The sequence below is a fragment of the Photorhabdus thracensis genome, assembly GCF_001010285.1.
GTDB classification, from domain to species: domain Bacteria; phylum Pseudomonadota; class Gammaproteobacteria; order Enterobacterales; family Enterobacteriaceae; genus Photorhabdus; species Photorhabdus temperata.
Genome location: NZ_CP011104.1, coordinates 3,842,620 through 3,859,731 on the forward strand (window position 1 = coordinate 3,842,620; position 17,112 = coordinate 3,859,731).

At 44.3% G+C, this 17,112-nt stretch carries 21 protein-coding genes and 1 pseudogene; 20 read left to right on the forward strand and 2 right to left on the reverse strand.

From position 1 onward, the window contains the following. Positions 1 to 152 precede the first annotated feature (152 nt). From VY86_RS16505 to VY86_RS16580, 15 genes are all read left to right on the forward strand, one after another. Positions 153 to 701: a phage neck terminator protein gene (locus VY86_RS16505; RefSeq protein ID WP_420800616.1), complete on the forward strand. Its 549-nt coding sequence runs from the start codon at positions 153 to 155 to the stop codon at positions 699 to 701. A gap of 3 nt (positions 702 to 704) precedes the next feature. Further along, entirely contained in the window at positions 705 to 2,174 is a 1,470-nt protein-coding gene (locus VY86_RS16510; RefSeq protein ID WP_082111253.1) for a DUF3383 domain-containing protein, read from the forward strand. Between the two features lie 9 nt (positions 2,175 to 2,183). Beyond that, a complete protein-coding gene (locus VY86_RS16515; RefSeq protein WP_021325272.1) occupies positions 2,184 to 2,624 on the forward strand; it encodes a DUF3277 family protein in 441 nt (146 codons plus the stop codon). 99 nt (positions 2,625 to 2,723) lie between these two features. Continuing rightward, positions 2,724 to 3,134: a phage tail assembly chaperone gene (locus tag VY86_RS16520; RefSeq protein ID WP_046975779.1), complete on the forward strand. Its 411-nt coding sequence runs from the start codon at positions 2,724 to 2,726 to the stop codon at positions 3,132 to 3,134. Between the two features lie 77 nt (positions 3,135 to 3,211). Continuing rightward, complete coding sequence (locus tag VY86_RS26000; protein ID WP_021325270.1) at positions 3,212 to 3,337, forward strand: DUF6889 family protein; 126 nt, start codon at positions 3,212 to 3,214, stop codon at positions 3,335 to 3,337. Next, on the forward strand, positions 3,327 to 5,096 hold the full coding sequence (locus VY86_RS16525) for a hypothetical protein (protein WP_046975780.1): 1,770 nt from the start codon (positions 3,327 to 3,329) through the stop codon (positions 5,094 to 5,096). The genes VY86_RS26000 and VY86_RS16525 overlap by 11 nt, the downstream gene beginning before the upstream one ends. A 2-nt stretch (positions 5,097 to 5,098) precedes the next feature. Next, positions 5,099 to 5,704, forward strand: coding sequence for a phage baseplate protein (locus tag VY86_RS16530; RefSeq protein WP_046975781.1), 606 nt, complete (start codon positions 5,099 to 5,101; stop codon positions 5,702 to 5,704). Next, positions 5,689 to 5,994 carry a phage baseplate plug family protein gene (locus VY86_RS16535; RefSeq protein ID WP_046975782.1) on the forward strand — a complete coding sequence of 102 codons (306 nt, stop codon included), beginning with the start codon at positions 5,689 to 5,691 and terminating at the stop codon, positions 5,992 to 5,994. Before VY86_RS16530 ends, VY86_RS16535 begins: the two co-directional genes overlap by 16 nt. A 390-nt stretch (positions 5,995 to 6,384) precedes the next feature. Beyond that, complete coding sequence (locus VY86_RS16545; protein WP_023043955.1) at positions 6,385 to 7,338, forward strand: phage protein; 954 nt, start codon at positions 6,385 to 6,387, stop codon at positions 7,336 to 7,338. Then, positions 7,338 to 8,093: a Gp138 family membrane-puncturing spike protein gene (locus tag VY86_RS16550; RefSeq protein ID WP_023043956.1), complete on the forward strand. Its 756-nt coding sequence runs from the start codon at positions 7,338 to 7,340 to the stop codon at positions 8,091 to 8,093. The genes VY86_RS16545 and VY86_RS16550 overlap by 1 nt, the downstream gene beginning before the upstream one ends. Beyond that, positions 8,090 to 8,437, forward strand: a complete 348-nt coding sequence (locus VY86_RS16555) for a contractile injection system sheath initiator (RefSeq protein WP_021325264.1) — start codon at positions 8,090 to 8,092, stop codon at positions 8,435 to 8,437. Before VY86_RS16550 ends, VY86_RS16555 begins: the two co-directional genes overlap by 4 nt. Continuing rightward, positions 8,430 to 9,623, forward strand: a complete 1,194-nt coding sequence (locus tag VY86_RS16560; protein WP_046975784.1) for a baseplate J/gp47 family protein — start codon at positions 8,430 to 8,432, stop codon at positions 9,621 to 9,623. The genes VY86_RS16555 and VY86_RS16560 overlap by 8 nt, the downstream gene beginning before the upstream one ends. Further along, a complete protein-coding gene (locus VY86_RS16565) occupies positions 9,620 to 10,192 on the forward strand; it encodes a DUF2612 domain-containing protein (RefSeq protein WP_023043959.1) in 573 nt (190 codons plus the stop codon). The genes VY86_RS16560 and VY86_RS16565 overlap by 4 nt, the downstream gene beginning before the upstream one ends. A gap of 245 nt (positions 10,193 to 10,437) precedes the next feature. Next, positions 10,438 to 12,330: a tail fiber protein gene (locus VY86_RS26005; RefSeq protein WP_476641829.1), complete on the forward strand. Its 1,893-nt coding sequence runs from the start codon at positions 10,438 to 10,440 to the stop codon at positions 12,328 to 12,330. Next, positions 12,330 to 12,956 carry a tail fiber assembly protein gene (locus VY86_RS16580; protein ID WP_046975785.1) on the forward strand — a complete coding sequence of 209 codons (627 nt, stop codon included), beginning with the start codon at positions 12,330 to 12,332 and terminating at the stop codon, positions 12,954 to 12,956. The genes VY86_RS26005 and VY86_RS16580 overlap by 1 nt, the downstream gene beginning before the upstream one ends. 31 nt (positions 12,957 to 12,987) lie before the next feature. Here the strand turns inward: VY86_RS16580 and VY86_RS26250 are convergent, their stop codons facing one another. Together VY86_RS26250 and VY86_RS16590 are read right to left on the reverse strand one after the other, a co-directional pair. Then, entirely contained in the window at positions 12,988 to 13,341 is a 354-nt protein-coding gene (locus tag VY86_RS26250) for a tail fiber assembly protein (RefSeq protein ID WP_052760864.1), read from the reverse strand. Next, positions 13,341 to 14,099 (reverse strand): hypothetical protein, encoded by a 759-nt coding sequence (locus tag VY86_RS16590; protein ID WP_046975786.1) that lies wholly within the window; start codon positions 14,097 to 14,099, stop codon positions 13,341 to 13,343. The genes VY86_RS26250 and VY86_RS16590 overlap by 1 nt, the downstream gene beginning before the upstream one ends. 463 nt (positions 14,100 to 14,562) lie before the next feature. Here VY86_RS16590 and VY86_RS16595 point away from each other — a divergent pair, with 463 nt between their 5' ends. The 5 genes and pseudogenes from VY86_RS16595 to VY86_RS23635 all read left to right on the forward strand — a co-directional run. Next, complete coding sequence (locus VY86_RS16595; RefSeq protein WP_023044886.1) at positions 14,563 to 14,883, forward strand: type II toxin-antitoxin system RelE/ParE family toxin; 321 nt, start codon at positions 14,563 to 14,565, stop codon at positions 14,881 to 14,883. Beyond that, positions 14,873 to 15,157 (forward strand): helix-turn-helix domain-containing protein, encoded by a 285-nt coding sequence (locus VY86_RS16600; RefSeq protein WP_023044887.1) that lies wholly within the window; start codon positions 14,873 to 14,875, stop codon positions 15,155 to 15,157. Before VY86_RS16595 ends, VY86_RS16600 begins: the two co-directional genes overlap by 11 nt. Before the next feature lie 538 nt (positions 15,158 to 15,695). Further along, complete coding sequence (locus tag VY86_RS16605; RefSeq protein ID WP_021325247.1) at positions 15,696 to 15,992, forward strand: type II toxin-antitoxin system MqsR family toxin; 297 nt, start codon at positions 15,696 to 15,698, stop codon at positions 15,990 to 15,992. Positions 15,993 to 15,994: 2 nt separating this feature from the next. Beyond that, the gene (locus VY86_RS16610) at positions 15,995 to 16,396 is read left to right on the forward strand and encodes a type II toxin-antitoxin system MqsA family antitoxin (RefSeq protein ID WP_036840106.1); all 402 of its coding nucleotides are present in this window, start codon (positions 15,995 to 15,997) and stop codon (positions 16,394 to 16,396) included. A 92-nt stretch (positions 16,397 to 16,488) separates the two neighbouring features. Beyond that, positions 16,489 to 16,587 (forward strand): annotated as a pseudogene (locus VY86_RS23635) (type II toxin-antitoxin system HicB family antitoxin); the annotation flags it as partial. Between the last annotated feature and the right edge of the window lie 525 nt (positions 16,588 to 17,112).

Here is a 17,112-nt window from a genome sequence, read left to right on the forward strand (position 1 = left end):
TTTGCCACCGCGAATCGCTTACGCCTATTTCCTTATTTTTGCGGTCGGTATCCCTGTTAAATCAATCATAACCCGCTACTGGGAACGGAGCTTGCATTGCGCTTGGTTTACCCAGGCACATGGTGGGTTATTGCTGTTTGATGGAGGTGTTTTTGATGAGCAACGGTAGTGATAAAGCTGGTTGGTTAACGTCTGTCACTCCTGGGCCTGAGTACGATGAAGAACTGGAGCACACACTGAGTTGTTGGGTGAGTGGTGTCTCTGGTTTACCTGACGATAAAGTGCGTTCCCGATGGACATCCGTAGAATCGCCACCGTTACCGGTGGATGATGACGGGTGTGACTTTGGCATTATGGCTTTTATTTCGGATGTTACGCCTGCTTTTGAGAACCAGACCGAAGAAAGTACTGAATTATGGCGTCATGAAGAAATCGAATGCCTGGTTTCATTTTATGGCCCGAACTGCCAACGATACGGCACCTGTTTTCGTGATGGACTGGCGGTCAGTCAGAACAATGACGAATTGGGACGTTTCGGCCTCTCAGTAGATAAATCCAGCCAGCTGACTGCTTTACCTGAACTTATCAATAACCAGTGGGTGCGTTGTTATGACATGACGATCACCTTGCGGCGAAAAGTAGTGCGTGAATACGGTGTTAAATCACTGGTGGAAGCGCCTGTCAAATTCTTTGGAGATTAAATTATGCAGGGTTTACCTGTTTCAAACATTATCAATGTCACGTTGAATATGGCTCCTCATGCGGCCCAGTCCCGGAACTTTGGTGCGTTACTGATAGTCGGCGCAAGCAACGTGATCAACACTCAAGAACGTTTACGTCTGTATTCCGATATTGATGGTGTCGGTACTGATTTTGGCCTGACTTCACCGGAATATCAGGCCGCAGCGCTTTATTACTCCCAGTCGCCACGCCCGGTGGATTTGTATATCGGTCGATGGGCTAAAGACAACGTTATTTCCTCTTTGCAGAGTGCAATATTAAACAAGCAACAGCAAATGATCAGTAAGTTTACTGCTGTGACGGATGGCTCTTTTAAATTAATGATTAATGGTAAAGAGGTGATATGCAGCGGCATTGATTTGAGTAAAGAGACGAATCTTAATGGCGTTGCCCAACGGGTAGAGGATAAGTTGAAAGATTGTTCGGTCACTTATGACATGGCATCTTCACGTTTCACCATCGTACCGCATTCTTCGGGCGCTATGGATTATATCTTACCGGCAACGACCGGAACTTATATTGGTGAACTGTTAAAACTGGACGAAATTTCTGGCGCTATGGTGACCGAACCGACTAAAGCAGAAACGATTGCTGAGGCGGTGGCAACATTAGGAGCGCTGTCCAGTGGTTGGTACGGGCTGGTTATTGCTGATGACACGCTGACAGATAAAGATATTTTGTCTGTTGCCGACTACATCGAATCCGCGTCTGTTTCTCGTATCTATGGGCATACAGTACAGAAAATAGACGCATTGGAGGCTGATGTTGCTACCGATATCGGATCACAACTGAAAGGCGGAAACTATCAGCGTACGCTCTGGCAATATTCATCCGGTAAACCGTATACCGCCGCATCTCTGATGGGACGGATGTTTACCGTCAATTTCAATGGCAATAACACCACCATTACCCTGAAATTCAAACAGGAACCGGCTGTGACGGCGGAAAGCCTGACAGCAACTCAAGCTAACGCCTTGAAGAAGAAAAACGGCAACGTTTTTGTTAAATACAACAACGACACGGCCATTATTCAGGAAGGCGTCATGGCAAACGGCGATTTTATTGACGAGCGCCACAGCCTGGATTGGTTACAGAATTACGTTCAAAACAATCTTTATAACTTGCTTTACACCAGTACCAGCAAGATCCCACAGACTGATGAAGGTGTCACGCGTCTGATTACCAATGTTGAACAGTCACTTGATCAAGCGGTGACCAATGGATTGATCGCTCATGGTGTATGGGGGGGCGATCCTTTTGGTGCATTGAATACCGGTGCGACATTAACAAAAGGTTATTACGTTTACGCGCCACCCATTGCGACACAAGCGCAGGCGGATAGGGAAGCCCGCAAAGCACCGGTTATCCAGTGTGCTATCAAATTAGCAGGGGCTGTTCACTACGCTGATGTCATTATTAATGTAAACAGATAAGGGTTGAAAATGGCTACATATTCTTTTCTTGATGTCTCCGCATCTATTACCGGAGTCGGCGGTTCTTTTGATCTTGGCAACGGCGCAGCCCTCTCTGATGAGGGTATCACCGTCACAATGTCAGACAGCAAAAACACCATGACCACAGGGGCAGACGGTGAAGTGATGCATTCATTGCATGCGTCCAAATCTGGCACCATCACCGTTAATTTACTTAAAACCAGCCCGGTAAATGCCAAACTGAACGCGATGCTGAGTACACAATCGCTTTCATCGGCGGCATGGGGCAATAACGTGATTGTGATTCGTAATAAGCAGAGTAACGACACGGCTGTTGCCCGTTCTGTTGCATTTCAGAAGCAGCCGGATTTGCAGAATGCCAAAGCCGGCAATACCGTTGCCTGGGTATTTGATTGCGGAAAAATCGACATCATGTTAGGCACATTCTAACAAGCTGACTTCATAGACGCTGAAACAACGCTCAAGCCAGCATTGGACTTATATTTCGGTGGCTTGAGCGATTTTGCGGATAAGTTTTAAGGGGGGATTATGGAATTTGAAATTGACGGTAAAAAGTATCGCGGCGGCAAGCTAAACGCTTTTCAGCAACAGGATCTGGCAGTGGCTTTGGCGCCGGCCATTCCGGCACTTGGACCGCTCATGAAAAAGCTTGTTACAGCCAGAAATGATGAAAATGAGACCGGTTTTGAAGAATTGCTCCCTTATCTGGTTGAATCAATCAATGCGCTGGGAAAATCCAACCGACATGAAATTAATGATATTTGCTTATCAGTGGTTTCCCGTGAACAGAATGGTATCTGGAGCAAAATTTATGAATCTAATGGTCAGGTATTGATGTTCGATGACATCAATGGCTTAGAGCTGCTGAAAATTGTGGGTTTTATTGTCAGAGACTCACTGGGAAATTTTTTTCCCGCCCCATTAGAGAGCGCAGTGTAATCTCAGGACGAGCCAGCTTAAATTTTGAAACCTTACCGGAGGGGCGTGATTACCTGTTACGCCCGGTCATTGCGGGTATGTGCCGCTATGAATCTTTAAAAGATGGCGTTCTTGACCTGGCTGATATTGCACTGATGAATGATGCCCTTGACGTTAAATCGGAAAATGAGGCCATGATAGAGAGGTGGCGAAGTGAGCAATAACCCTGAAACAATTGAAGATTTCCTGGTGTCACTTAGGTTTGATATTGATGAGGTGGGGCAGCGTAAATTCATGGCTGTTATCACCGAAGTCACGTCTAACGTTCTCAAAATGCGGGCGGAAATTGAAAACGCAACATTAGCTGTGGTTAATTTTATCACTCAAATCGCTAACGGCTTGGATAAGCTCGGTGGGCAATTGCAGAAAATAGGCGTAACGACTGAGAAAATTAAATCTATTGATAGTGGTATCAGCCAGGCTGCGGGAAATGTTGAGGGGCTTTTGCCCAACATGGATATTCAGGCCAGTGATACAAATAGCAACCATTGTAATACGGCTTCTTTAGTCTCATTGATAAGTGAACAGTTATTAAAAACACCAATGGATTGTGCTGGTCAATCCACGGGCATACTCGATAGTGATGACATATTTAATGCAGTTGAGGAATTAGTTAAATGGTTAGACAAAGGGGAAATCTCAGCGAAAGGTTTATTGGCGACACTGAATGAATTGTGGAAATTCACAGGAAGAAAAATCACTCTGGGTATACTCTTTGATTTGAATAATCGGTTAAATGCATTACAGGAAGAAGCAAAAAGAAATCACGAAAACGTGGGTGAAACTCTAATGCGGCGGCAAAGAGAATATGAAGCAAATAAAAAACCACTTATAACATCTGAGCAACTTGATAGCTGGATGTCAACGCATGGGCTCTATATTGCTTCTGACTGGGCACTGTTTTTCAGCAAAGATAAGTATGAAAAATACCAGGAACAACTTGATGTCAGGAAAACCATAATCGACAAAGGACACAACACAATAGTTACTGATGGTATTCTTGGTAAAGTATCAGACCAATTAAGTAAAACGAAAAAGAAACGAAAGAATAAGCCACTAAATAAAGATCATCTTAGGACTGATGTTGCTAAACAGCATGATGCTCATCATGGTTTAATAGCTACAGCTAATCAGTCGATGAACGTTTTTAACAGTGAGCTTACAGGGGCAAAACTGAAGAAAATAATGTCTTCCAGAGGGGTACGGAATAATAATCCATTAAATATGAACTTTGCACATCAGACAGGGGCAGTACTTGAAGATAGCCCAAAACCCAGATTTGCTAAGTATCCAGATGCATACAGTGGATTAAAAGGTACAGCCCATCAGTTGAGACGTTATTTTCGTGGTCAAACTACCGGAAAAAAGCTACAGACCATTGCAAGTATTATCCCAACATGGGCACCATCAAAAGATGGTAATAAGACGGAAGATTATATTGCCAACGTGTCTAAAATGATGGGAGTTTCTAAGAATACGTTCCTCGATCTCACTGATCCTGATGTGATGCAAAGGCTAATTGATAGCATGATGGTAGTGGAAAGTGGTGGCAATCCTTATTCACCCGAACTTATCAGGGCAGCAATTACCGGAGTGCCACCGCCAGCGAATAAACCCTCAAAATTGGTTGGACATCTGCATAATGTCGCTCATTCTTTGAAAAATATTTCGATTGATCCCCGAATGATCAGTGGTGCGGTGACAAATATCAATAATATGATGAATCATCAGATACTGACTCCTCATTTACTGCTGCACGCGCCAATACCCACTGGCAATAATGTGAGGGGGATAGGGGAAGTAAATTATCATATTGAGGTTAACGGCGTTGAATCTCCCAGAGAGGCAGCAAGACTGACCGGGGAAACAGTAGAACGCACTCACAGTATGCTACTTAGAAATATGCAAACACAGGTGAGATAACAATGGATATATTATCAGTCATGTTTTCTCAGCAAACGAGAAAAATAGGTGTCATTGTACCGAGTGTTGTTATTTCAGAAAACCATACGGATACATCTAATATAACAGATCACCCGGTCCAGCAAGGGGCGACAATCAGTGATCATGCTTATGACTCACCATCAGAAGTGACAATGAGCTTAGGTTTTGCTGGTGGTGGTTCGTTGCTTGATGTTGTGGATACCACAAAAGTATTTGATATTGCTACCGGGTTGAGCTTGGGAACCAACCCGCGCGCGGTATATCAACAGCTGCTTGATCTAAAATCATCATATAAACCTTTTGATGTTGCGACAGGGAAACGTTTATACAACAACATGTTAATTCAAAATATAAGTGTTACGACGGATCAAACCAGTGAAAACGTTCTGTCAGTCACTTTAACTTTACGTGAAGTGATGATTGTTGAAACATCGCCGAATAAAACCGCGCCGGCGGAAAATATGAAACATTCTGAAGATACTGCACCTGTGGTTAATGTCGGAACCAAAGTCACGGTGAAGCCGTCATTACCACAAAGAATTCTTGACTTTGTTATAGAACGAGGTAAAAAATGGTTGGGATTGTAGAAATTCCTTTATCACCTAAAAATCAGCAATTTGATGTTCAGCTAAATGGAATTAACTATAAAATGCGTTTGATGTGGCGTGATATTGCAGGTTGGATCCTGGATATTATGACACTAGACAGTGAGCCAATAATCAATGGCTTGCCGCTGGTTTTTGGGGTTAATCTGCTTGAACAATATTGTCATCTTGGTTTTAATGGTTCATTAGTCTTTTATGGCGATATAAATCAGCAGAAACCTTACAGGAATAATCTTGGCAAGGAGGATAGATTATACTTTGTAGTAAGTTAACTTGGTAAAAATGAAGGATAATACATTTGTTTAAATTAGTTATAGGAAAATTTAAGCCAAGTAACGAGTATGGCTATATCTTTTGACCGCAATAAAATATATCTTGAATATCCTACTTTGGCGGCAGTAAAGGTTTTAGATAATAAAGAAGGAGCAATCTTATGTACCCTTCGGGGACTTGTGAGACTTCTTGGGAACAAGGAAGCCAGGTACGGTAAAAAGGCGATGACAAGCCCACCGTTCCTGTGAATGGGTGCCAGCGATGGTGCCCTTTGTCATTTATAGAATCTTATTCCGATGCAGTTTTATAGCCACAACCTTTAACTTCCCATGATTTGTTACACGTGCCGCTTAATTGCGGTTTTTTTGTTTCTGTTAATTAGGTGAATTATGTCAAAACAATGGATAAGAGAATGTCACCTTATCGTTGTAGACGAAAAGGGTGAAAAAATAGATTTATCAAACCTGAAAATTATATTTAATATCAACAGAGCTGAACACTCCTATCCGGCTACGGGTGTTTTCACAATATATAACCTCAATGACGAAACCAGTAATAAATTACGCCGAAATGAGTTTAAAACAATTAAATTTGTGGCGGGCTACAAGGAGAACTCAGGACAAATATTTTCAGGCCAAATCCAATACACACATGTGAAGAGAGAAAGTGCAACCGATACCTGTGTTGTTATTCAAGCTGCGGATGGGGATGAGCCACACAATTACGCGACAGTAAATACCACTATTGCTGCTGGGTATTCGCAAGCAGACTTAGACCATTTACTGATGCGTGATATTGCCAAATATGGCATTACCGCAGGTCTGCGCCCGGAATTCCGCAAATCAGCATCCCCTAGGGGAAAAGTGCTTTTTGGTATGCACCGTAATGAAGTTTCTAATCTGGCAAAGCAGTGTGATGCTAACTGGCGTTACGAAGATAACCAGTTGCATATTGTGCCCAGGAATAAATATCTGACAGAGGCGGTTGTACTTACATTAAAAACCGGTCTGATTGGTATGCCTGAACAGACCATCGGCGCTGGTATTAACGTTAAATGCCTAATTAATCCCAATATCGGCCCCGGCACATTAATCAGACTGGATAACCGCTCAATTAAGCCGGTTGAGCCTTCTGGCGATGAAACATCTAAATCTGACAATCATAAAGATGCAAAACAGCAACCGTCAGCATTGGATTCTGACGGTGATTACATCGTCTTCAGCGTAAATTATTCCGGCGACACCCGCGGAACCGACTGGTACATGGAGATGATGTGTGTTGCCAAAAGCGATCACACATTGCTGAAAAAATTAATGAGCGATAAAGATAAGGCAAACACCTGATGATAAATACTGATGAACGACTAAATAGACCCGAAGCGGTCTTTTTTTCTATGCAAGAGGTCATTAGCGCCGGATTGTATGTCTCTTTACCCTGCATTATTCAATCATTTAACGCTGACGCGGTCACCGTAACAGCACAACCCGCCATCAGATGGAAAATCAGGAAAAAAGACGGCGAACTGGAATCCGTATCCTTGCCGCTGCTAGTCGATGTACCCGTTATATTTCCAAGAGGCGGAGGTGTGACGTTAACGTTCCCGGTAAAAGCGGGTGATGAATGCCTGGTGGTATTTGCTGATCGCTGTATTGATTACTGGTGGCAATCCGGCGGCATACAAGAGCCGGTAGATCCCCGGCAACACAACCTGTCCGATGGATTTGCGATTATTGGCCCACAATCCCAGCAACAAAAAATAGCCGATATCAGCATCAGCGCCGCGCAGCTAAGAAGTGATGATGGCGCGGCTTATATCGAACTCGATCCCGGTAGCCATAATGTCACCGTGATCACACCGGCAAAACTCATTGCTACTGCACATGGCGGTACTGAAATCACCTCACCTGAAATCACCCTGAACGGCAACGTCACCATTAACGGCAACTTATCGCAGGGAATGGGGGCGGGTGGTGGAACAGCAACCCTGCAAGGCCCGGTCGCGGTGAACAACGATCTGACCGCGGGTGGCATAAGCCTGATGAACCATACGCACGGTGGTGTACAAACCGGTAGCGGTAGCACGAGGAAACCGCAATGAGATACAGAAGAGAAATTGATAACGACTATGTATTTGGTCGTGGAGACGCGAGTTTTCTTATCAACTCACCGGAAGCGGTCGCGCAGGCGGTAAAAACCCGCCTGATGCTGCGCAGTGGCGAATGGTTTCTTGATGACCGGGAGGGAACCGATTACGACAAAGTACTGGGTAAAGGCACATCGGGTTTTTATGACCTGATTATCAGACAGCGAATACTGCAAACGCAGGGCGTGTCAGAAATTATCCACTACCGTAGTGAAAGAAACCCCAACACAAGAAAAATCACCATTACCGCCACGATTGACACGATTTATGGACAGACAGGAGTAACTGCTGATGTATGAAAGTATTATCACCTCAATGCTACCTGCTATTGATAAAAACGGGATCAACGCGCCTGATTATCAAACCATCTTAAATGGCTGGAAGGCGATATTCAGGGATATCTACGGGAACGATATTTACGTTGAATCTGACAGTAAAGACGGGGTTTTTCTGTCGCTGATCGCGTACGTTGTTCACGGTTGTAACAACGCCACCATTGCCTCCTACAACTCATTTAGCCCGACAACTGCGGTGGGTGAAGGACTTTCCCGCAGTGTCAAAATCAATGGCATTACCAGAAAAAGCTCCAGTAACTCAACTGTGGATGTATTGGTAACTGGTCGGGCAGGAACCGTTATTCGCAACGCTTCCGTGCGGGATGACGCTGGAAACAGCTGGTCACTCCCTGATGAAGTGATTATCGACACACACGGACAGGCTATTGTGACGGCCATATGTCAACAGACCGGCGCGATTGGCGCGCTGCCTCACACAGTTAATCAGATTGCTACGCCAACCCTGGGTTGGCAAACAGTGACAAACCCGGTTGCCGCCACCCTTGGCCGGGGAATTGAATCTGATGCAGAACTGCGAATACGCCAGGCGGCTTCAGTCGCGTTGCCATCACAAACCATTATGGATGGACTAATCGGCGCGATTGCCAATTTGCATGGCGTCTCACGTTATCGGGGATACGACAACGACACGGATCAAACCGATGAAAATGGCATACCTGCGCACAGTATAGCCATTGTGATTGATGGTGGAGACTCGAAAGAAATTGCTCAGACCATCTTAAAAAAGAAAACGCCGGGCATACCAACATTTGGCACCACTGCTGAAATTGTCACAGACATTGCTGGCAATGAAAAAACGATAAACTTCTATCGTCCTACGCTGGTGCCAATCTACGTTGAAATTCAGATTAGACCCTTTGTCGGATACACCTCGGATATTGGGAATAGCATTCGTACAGAAATATCTGACTATATCAACTCACTTTACATTGGTGATGGCATATATGTTACCCGCCTGTTTGTTCCGGCAAACTTGTGCAATAAAAACGGCAGTCAGACATATGAAGTCCTGTCTGTGATGGCAGGTAAAACAGCATTAACAACAAACTCGGCGAACATCAACATTGCTTTTAACGAAGCACCGACTTGTTCACCTGGAAATATAAAAATAGTGACGGTGCTCGAATGAATAAATATATGAAACTGATTCCGGCGTATCACATGGAGGGTAAAAAATACGTCAGAATGCTTGAAGCGGTTACTGATATATTAAACCAAAGTGCACTAACAAATGACTTACTGATTAGCAGTTTTGACCTTGATAAAGCGGTGGGTAAACAGCTTGATATTATCGGTGAATGGGTAGGGAGAAACCGAACAATCCAGGCTCCGATTGAATACTATTACTTCTCCTTTGATATACCTGAATTGGGATTTGATTACGGTACCTGGAAAGATCGGTTTGATAGTGACAAAAGTTATATCGACTTGGATGACAACAATTACCGAATCGTGATTAAAGCCAAAATAGGGGAAAACAACTGGGATGGAACGGGAGAATCACTTAATAACATCCTGAGTTTTATTCATTCAAACCATAACATATCCATATCCTTTGAGGATAATTTGGATATGTCATTCACTGTGACAGTAAAAGGTAAATCAATTAGTACTATCACCAAAGAAATTATCCGTCAGGGTTATCTCTCCATTAAACCAATGGGAATAACGGTAAATTACCATGTCGTTGAGGGTTAGAAATGGCTAAAAATGACTTTAAAGCGTTTGCCACTGGTGAAAACGCGAATACATTATCGCAAGAAGAATATGAAAGCTTAGGTTTTATTGAAGAGGGATTTAAATCAGGAATAGCAAGGAGTGAACAGCTCAATAAAGTGTGGCGGCAATCCTCAATTATCGCTGCGGTGATTGGGAAATATATTGCAGAAAAAACGGGTGAGGATGTTATTGATGATGGAGATCTTGAGAAACTCGTCGCGCAATTGGACCTGGCGTTAAAACAAAAAATTACTGCGGAAATTCCGGATGCTTTGCTTACCCGGAAAGGAATTTCGCAACTTAACAACGCGACAAATTCTGACAGAGAAGATCAGGCGGCAACGCCGAAAGCGGTGAACGATGTTAGAAAAATGGCTGAAGGCAAATTAAGTAGCGTTGCTGATGCTACGTTAAGCCAAAAGGGGATTGTACAGTTAAGCAGTGCTACTGATAGTGCGAATGAAACCTTAGCTGCGACTCCTAGAGCAGTTAAGGGCGCGTATGATTTTGCAAATACGGCAAATGTAGCGGCTAAAAATGCTCATGATGAAGCGAATAGGGCTACAGATAATGCTAATAGTCGGTTGGCAAAAAATCAAAATGGTACAGATATCCCTAATAAGAGTGAGTTTATAAAAAACCTTGGTTTAGCGGAAACGGTGAATAAGGCCAATCATGCGGTGCCGAGTAGTCGGAAAGTGAACGGCAAGGTGTTGACCGGAGATATCAGTTTGAGTGCCGGGGATGTGGGGGCGTGTCGTGCTTATAGCGGCTCGATCAATACAGGCGGGGGCACATGGACTACTCAAGAGTTTATTGCATGGCTTAAGCAAAACGGGGCCTTTGATGTTCCATACTGGATGTGCAAAGGCTCATGGTCATATGCCGACAATCGTATAATCAACGATACAGGCTGCGGTAATATCTGTCTTGCGGGGGCTGTGGTTGAAGTCATGGGCGTAGAATCTGCAATGACTATCCGTGTTACAACACCGACGACAACAAGCGGAAACGGTATTGCAAGCGTACAATTTACTTATATTAATCATGGTGAAGGGTACTATCCGGGTTGGCGTAGGGACTATAACACCGCAAATAAACCTACTGTTGAGGATGTAGGAGCATGTCGGGCCTATAGCGGCTCGATCAATACCGGCGGTGGCACATGGACCACTAAAGAGTTTATTGTATGGCTTAAGCAAAACGGGGCCTTTGATGTTCCATACTGGATGTGCAAAGGCTCATGGTCATATGCCGACAATCGCATAATCAACGATACGGGCTGCGGCAATATCTGTCTTGCGGGGGCTGTGGTTGAAGTCATGGGCGTAGAATCTGCAATGACTATCCGTGTTACAACACCGACGACAACAAGCGGAAACGGTATCGCAAGCGTACAATTTACTTATATTAATCATGGTGAAGGGTACTATCCGGGTTGGCGTAGGGACTACAACACAAAAAATAAGCCTTCTGCTGAGGATGTAGGGGCTTTTCCTGGATTTATTTTTGTCAATAGTATCCCGACACGTAGTTATGTTGGGGCTTGGGGCGGATCCGGGAACGGGAGTTCGGGGTGGGTTAAAGGACTTAATATCGGTACGGCAGGTAGTGATGTAGGTCAACTATACATTGATCCCGATGGAAATCTTTATGCATATTTTTTAAATAATAATGGCTTTACAAGAGGGGGAGCAGTCAATACCTACCCTGTGGGCTCACCTATCCCGTGGCCGCAACCAAATCCCCCATCAGGTTACCTTGCGTGCAACGGCCAAACATTTAATAAATCCACATATCCGCAATTAGCGGCGGCATACCCCAACGGCAGAGTACCCGATTTAAGAGGTGAATTTATCCGAGGATGGGATGATAACCGCGGTGTGGATAGTGGTCGTGGAGTGCTGTCTTACCAAGAGGGCCAAGCACCAGTATCTGCTATTGCCGGCTACTGGGATAATGATAACTGGAAAAACGGTAAGCACAGAGAAACTGGATTTTCCGCAGCAACAGGAACAGACAATGGTGGCTGGCATAACATTATTCAAGAATATGAAAATCAAAGAGAAACTCGTCCTCGCAACATCGCATTTAACTACATAGTGAGAGCCGCATAATGACAGAGCAAAAGTATTCTTTAGAACATGAAACAGCCGTATTGGGTAAAGACGGATTAGCCACTCAGGCCGGGTGGATAAAGGTTTATCACTCGAATCAGATAACAAGAGAATTCACGAGCTCTGATATCGAGTATGTGATGCTCGGTGTCAGTTTATCGGCGGGTGCTTATCCTGATGCTCCAGAGTTACCGAAATCTGATGACGAGGCTGTCTGCCGCAGCATGGACGGTAAATGTTGGGAAATCCTCCCAGACTATCGCGGAAAAATCGCTTACGATACGAAAACTCGTCAAAAACGTGAGATAACTGAAATCGGTGAGCTGCCCGATACGCTGACTTTCAAGAAACCTGACACCGACTATGACAAATGGGACGGCAAAGAGTGGGTAGTTGATAAAGATCTCTTGAAATCCAGTCAGATTAATAATGCCAAGCAACAACAAGCAACACTGTTACGACAAGCGAATGAAACACTTTCGTTACTCCAAGACTCTGTTGATTTGGAAGTTGCTACTGAAGCAGAAAGAGCCGCTTTACTCGAATGGAAGAAATATCGGGTATTACTCACTCGTGTAGATACTTCACTGGCTCTTGATGTTACATGGCCTGAGATGCCGAAGTAAAATATTCAGAGGGCCAGCAATGGCCCTGCTCTCACTTCGGCACATCCGGCCATTGGATATCGGGTGCGGTAGTACAATCCACCCGATTGAGCAGCACCCGGTATTTACGCCATTCGGTTAATGCGAATTTTTCCGAGTTGGTGGCGATACTCAAATCGACTGCATCCTGGTAGATATCGATTTTTTCTGTGGCAGTCCTGAGTAGGTATTGTTTTTCATATTCCACGTGTTGTTGTAACTGCTCCGGTGTGGGTGGTGGGTTTGCAATCGCCATAGCCTCAGCTTCTGTGACAAGGATTAAATCCGGTTTAATCCAATCGTTCTGAGAACCGTCTGACTCGTATGCATAAACCTGATTGTCTTTAGATTTGTAATATTTCATCATTACCTCAGCTCAATCCAATTATTAATCACTACCCACTCAGACGGTTGTCCCCAGCCACCATTAACACGATATGTTGCACCAGGAGGGACAATCGCACATAGAGACACAATTTCATCAACGCTTATCCAACGGTAAGCAACCCGCAACCCGCTGACTGTAATATCGATACTGAACGGGCTTGATGCTCCTGTTCTGTTTGATTCAATGTAAACAATGATGGGTTTATCGCTGGAATTTGTGTACGTTGTTTTATTTCGGCGATTGGATATAACGTCAGTCCATTTCTGACCGACACCGAGCAACTGTTCAACCAACGCCATCGTGCCGGATTTTTTCCGTATATCCACATAGTGCATTGTGTCATCTTTCTTATCCCTATACCGGATAGTCAGCATATTTTCGCTGTTATCAGGATTGGAGTTTAACGTGGTGTTGTAACCACTCGGCTTTTTGAATTCAATACCAGACCAGTCATGCGTTGCATCAACATGCAGGTTGCCACAGGTGAAGGTTTCCTGTGAGGTTTTGTACGCGAATTTGGTATTGGACTCATCACGGGAATAGGCGCCAACAACTGCCGCTGAGGGGGGAAACGCCTCGCTGTACGCACGCGACCAGCCACCATGGTCAAAATGATCATACAGTTTGGTCGCCCCAATCCACCCTTTGGCTTCAATATCGTCGTCAGCATAAACTTTCCCTGTAATTTGTCCGCCTGTTTTCGGATAGGCATTTTTTGCCTGCTCTACTGTTCCCACTAAACCAATGTTTGTTGTAACCCGTTAACTGGCAGCATTCTTTGCCAAGGCAGCTGCTTAAAGCATTAAACGGGATTAAAAATGGTAAAAATCGGACCTATCCGCGTATCAATAAATAACCAAATTAACGACTTAAAGAGGAATGCATTAACCATGATGGAATTATGAACGCATTTTGGGTGATAAATCAGCAAAAAATTAGCATTGTTCTTGTCTTACCAACTCAGAAACTTCATCAGGCATATCCCAAGCAAGACATTTTTCTCCAGGGGGGTTAGATTCTCTGTTAACACCATAACCTATGCCTTATTGGTTAGTCAGGATAATTAATAGCCTTGTTTTGTCTCTTATTGCCCCAAAATTGATTGTGTTAACGCTGATTGATGAAGTTCACCTATGAGTTAAATTAACCCTTGATTTAAATGTACCTGCGGGTTAATGTCTTTACCCAAAGGGGGTATGTATGTTTGAACTGATATTTCACGAAGAAGCTAACAACGAGATTCAATCGCTAGACGAAGTTATGCGAGGTAAAACGGTACTGGCGATTGATAAGCTGGAAGCCAGAGGGAATACGCTGCGGTACCCGGCAACAGAGCCGTTGCGCGACGGGTTATTCCAGCTAAGAGTTGGCAATAAAGACATTACCCGGACCATTTTTGCTTATGCCACTGGCCGGCGAATTTACATACTCCGTACATTTATCAAGAAAACACCAAAAACCCCAGCGTCAGAAATAAAACTGGCATTGCAAAGATTAGAGGAGATGACAAATGAAAGTTAAAGGCATTCCTTGGTCAGAAGTCAGGGCGCAAGCCCTTTCATCCCCTGGAGCTCAGGCCGCTTATGAAGCAGCCAAACAGGAAGAGGAACTCTACGAGCTGATACAGAGCATGAAAAACAGGGCGGGCATTAACAGTTCACAGTTAGCCGAAAGACTGGGAATTACCCCACCGGCAGTAGCTAAGGTTGAAAAAAACCCGATGAAAGCCAGTGTTGCGACACTTAAACGCTATGCGGCGGCGTGTGGCGTCAACCTCAAAATTAGTATAGTTTAACTGCTGCCCACCTCTTGGACATTAACTAATCGATGAACCGCTCGTATTTCTTATGGAAAACAATATTAACAAGGCCAGCATAGATACCCTGGCACGTTATGCCCAAGCTTGAGGTGTCGAAAAACTCCAGATAACACTTTAATTTTAGCCACATCCCCCGGTATCTTTATCGTGAAGTTTGATTAAGATACCGGGGCATTAGGATTAACGTATTACGTGATATTGATGCTCCCCGCCCTACCGAGGCTGCCGCAAAAGTTAACCTTTATCAGCTAAGATCCGGGTTAATATTCCAAACGAGACCCTTGTATTGACATCCTCCCCTTCCTAAAGCATGGTGAGGCCGTTGTTGGTGATGGATTCTCATTTTCAGTTATTGTGGGTTCATGGCAATGGAATGCAAGTTGGCGTTGATAAATGTAGGTTGTCACACTTAGTGGGCAGATAATAGTTTGAAACGGTTTCGGAAATCAAGATACGGTTAATCTGTTATAATATCTATTGCACTAGAATAACCAAGTAGGTTAATATTTGTTTTATGGAAAAACGAACACCACATTGTAAGTTATCAGTTGTCAAAACTTTGATCGAAGCCAGAAAAGTACGTACCACATATACAGCGCTAGCTGGTGCGAATGAGCTGGGACTTGAGTTCTCCGACATGCTAGCCATAGTGATGGCGCTCACGCCAGCGGATTTCTACAAGAGTATGACGACTTACGCTGATCATACGGTCTGGCAAGACGTGTACCGGCCAAACACACATGTGGGTGATGTGTATCTGAAGCTGACGGTCATTGATGACGTGCTGATCGTGTCCTTCAAGGAGCTATAAACATGAAATGTCCTTTTTGCAGCACAGCGGAACTTATCCACGATACGCGCGATCTACCCTATACATACAAGGGCGAAACCACAATCATTTCTGCTGTAACGGGCGACTTCTGCCCTGCCTGCTCCGAATCTGTTTTGGACGCTGCGGAATCAGAGCGTGTTATGTGCGAAATGCGCGCATTTTCGAAGCAGGTCAACGCAGCTATTGTCGATCCTAGCTTCATTGCCAGTGTGCGTAAAAAACTCGCACTTGACCAGCGAGAAGCCTCTGAAATCTTCGGCGGTGGTATCAATGCTTTCTCGCGCTACGAGAATGGCAAGACTAAACCGTCGCTAGCTTTAGTGAAGCTGCTTAAGGTGTTAGATCGTCACCCCGATTTGCTCTCTGAAATCAGAACGGCGTAATTCCGTCTTGCACCACTGGAAATTGTGCCAGAGCACTATGAAACACTCTCAACCTTGCGGGGATTAAATCCCCGCCGACTTTGGAGGTCATCATGTTTTTCTCAGTAGGTGTTGAGTTGCCGAAAGACGAAAATACAGCGTATGGTCTGGTTATTCCTGCGCTGTGTACCGAAGATTATGGCTGTTTCTCAACACCAAAAACCCCAGTGTCAGAAATCAGGGCGCAAGCCCTTTCATCACCGCAGTAGCTAAGGTTGAAAAAAACCGATGAGAACCAGCATCGCGACACTTGAACGCTACGCGGGGGCGTGTGGCGTCAACCTCAAAATTAGTATAGCTTAACTGTTGCCTGTCTTTTGGATATTAAACTAAAAGGTCGGGTATTTTACTAATCAATGAACCCTTCGTGTTTTTTATGGAAAACAATATTAACAAGGCCAGTAAGATACCTTGCACGTTATGCCCGAGCTTGCGGCGTCGAAAATCCTCAGATAACACTTTAAACTTTATGTCAGATCACCCGATATCTTTATCGTGAAATTTGAGTAAGATACTGGGCGAAAAGTGAGAAAACTTACCCGATTACTATCAATTGCAGGGGATCAATTAGGCGTTGATGAGTTAAATTGCGGGATAACCATCCCCTGTTTAACAATGTCTTCTATAACTTATTAACTCACAACGATCCTTGTAAAGTCGGCTTTTCAAAATATTAA

What these genes read in the sequence shown, in the direction of transcription:
- VY86_RS16510 (WP_082111253.1), top strand. Translation starts at nt 705, where the DNA reads ATGCAGGGTTTACCTGTTTCAAACATTATCAATGTCACGTTGAATATG.
- VY86_RS16515 (WP_021325272.1), top strand. Translation starts at nt 2,184, where the DNA reads ATGGCTACATATTCTTTTCTTGATGTCTCCGCATCTATTACCGGAGTC.
- VY86_RS16520 (WP_046975779.1), top strand. Translation starts at nt 2,724, where the DNA reads ATGGAATTTGAAATTGACGGTAAAAAGTATCGCGGCGGCAAGCTAAAC.
- VY86_RS26000 (WP_021325270.1), top strand. Translation starts at nt 3,212, where the DNA reads ATGTGCCGCTATGAATCTTTAAAAGATGGCGTTCTTGACCTGGCTGAT.
- VY86_RS16530 (WP_046975781.1), top strand. Translation starts at nt 5,099, where the DNA reads ATGGATATATTATCAGTCATGTTTTCTCAGCAAACGAGAAAAATAGGT.
- VY86_RS16535 (WP_046975782.1), top strand. Translation starts at nt 5,689, where the DNA reads ATGGTTGGGATTGTAGAAATTCCTTTATCACCTAAAAATCAGCAATTT.
- VY86_RS16545 (WP_023043955.1), top strand. Translation starts at nt 6,385, where the DNA reads ATGTCAAAACAATGGATAAGAGAATGTCACCTTATCGTTGTAGACGAA.
- VY86_RS16550 (WP_023043956.1), top strand. Translation starts at nt 7,338, where the DNA reads ATGATAAATACTGATGAACGACTAAATAGACCCGAAGCGGTCTTTTTT.
- VY86_RS16555 (WP_021325264.1), top strand. Translation starts at nt 8,090, where the DNA reads ATGAGATACAGAAGAGAAATTGATAACGACTATGTATTTGGTCGTGGA.
- VY86_RS16560 (WP_046975784.1), top strand. Translation starts at nt 8,430, where the DNA reads ATGTATGAAAGTATTATCACCTCAATGCTACCTGCTATTGATAAAAAC.
- VY86_RS16565 (WP_023043959.1), top strand. Translation starts at nt 9,620, where the DNA reads ATGAATAAATATATGAAACTGATTCCGGCGTATCACATGGAGGGTAAA.
- VY86_RS16580 (WP_046975785.1), top strand. Translation starts at nt 12,330, where the DNA reads ATGACAGAGCAAAAGTATTCTTTAGAACATGAAACAGCCGTATTGGGT.
- VY86_RS26250 (WP_052760864.1), bottom strand. Translation starts at nt 13,341, where the DNA reads ATGATGAAATATTACAAATCTAAAGACAATCAGGTTTATGCATACGAG.
- VY86_RS16595 (WP_023044886.1), top strand. Translation starts at nt 14,563, where the DNA reads ATGTTTGAACTGATATTTCACGAAGAAGCTAACAACGAGATTCAATCG.
- VY86_RS16600 (WP_023044887.1), top strand. Translation starts at nt 14,873, where the DNA reads ATGAAAGTTAAAGGCATTCCTTGGTCAGAAGTCAGGGCGCAAGCCCTT.
- VY86_RS16605 (WP_021325247.1), top strand. Translation starts at nt 15,696, where the DNA reads ATGGAAAAACGAACACCACATTGTAAGTTATCAGTTGTCAAAACTTTG.
- VY86_RS16610 (WP_036840106.1), top strand. Translation starts at nt 15,995, where the DNA reads ATGAAATGTCCTTTTTGCAGCACAGCGGAACTTATCCACGATACGCGC.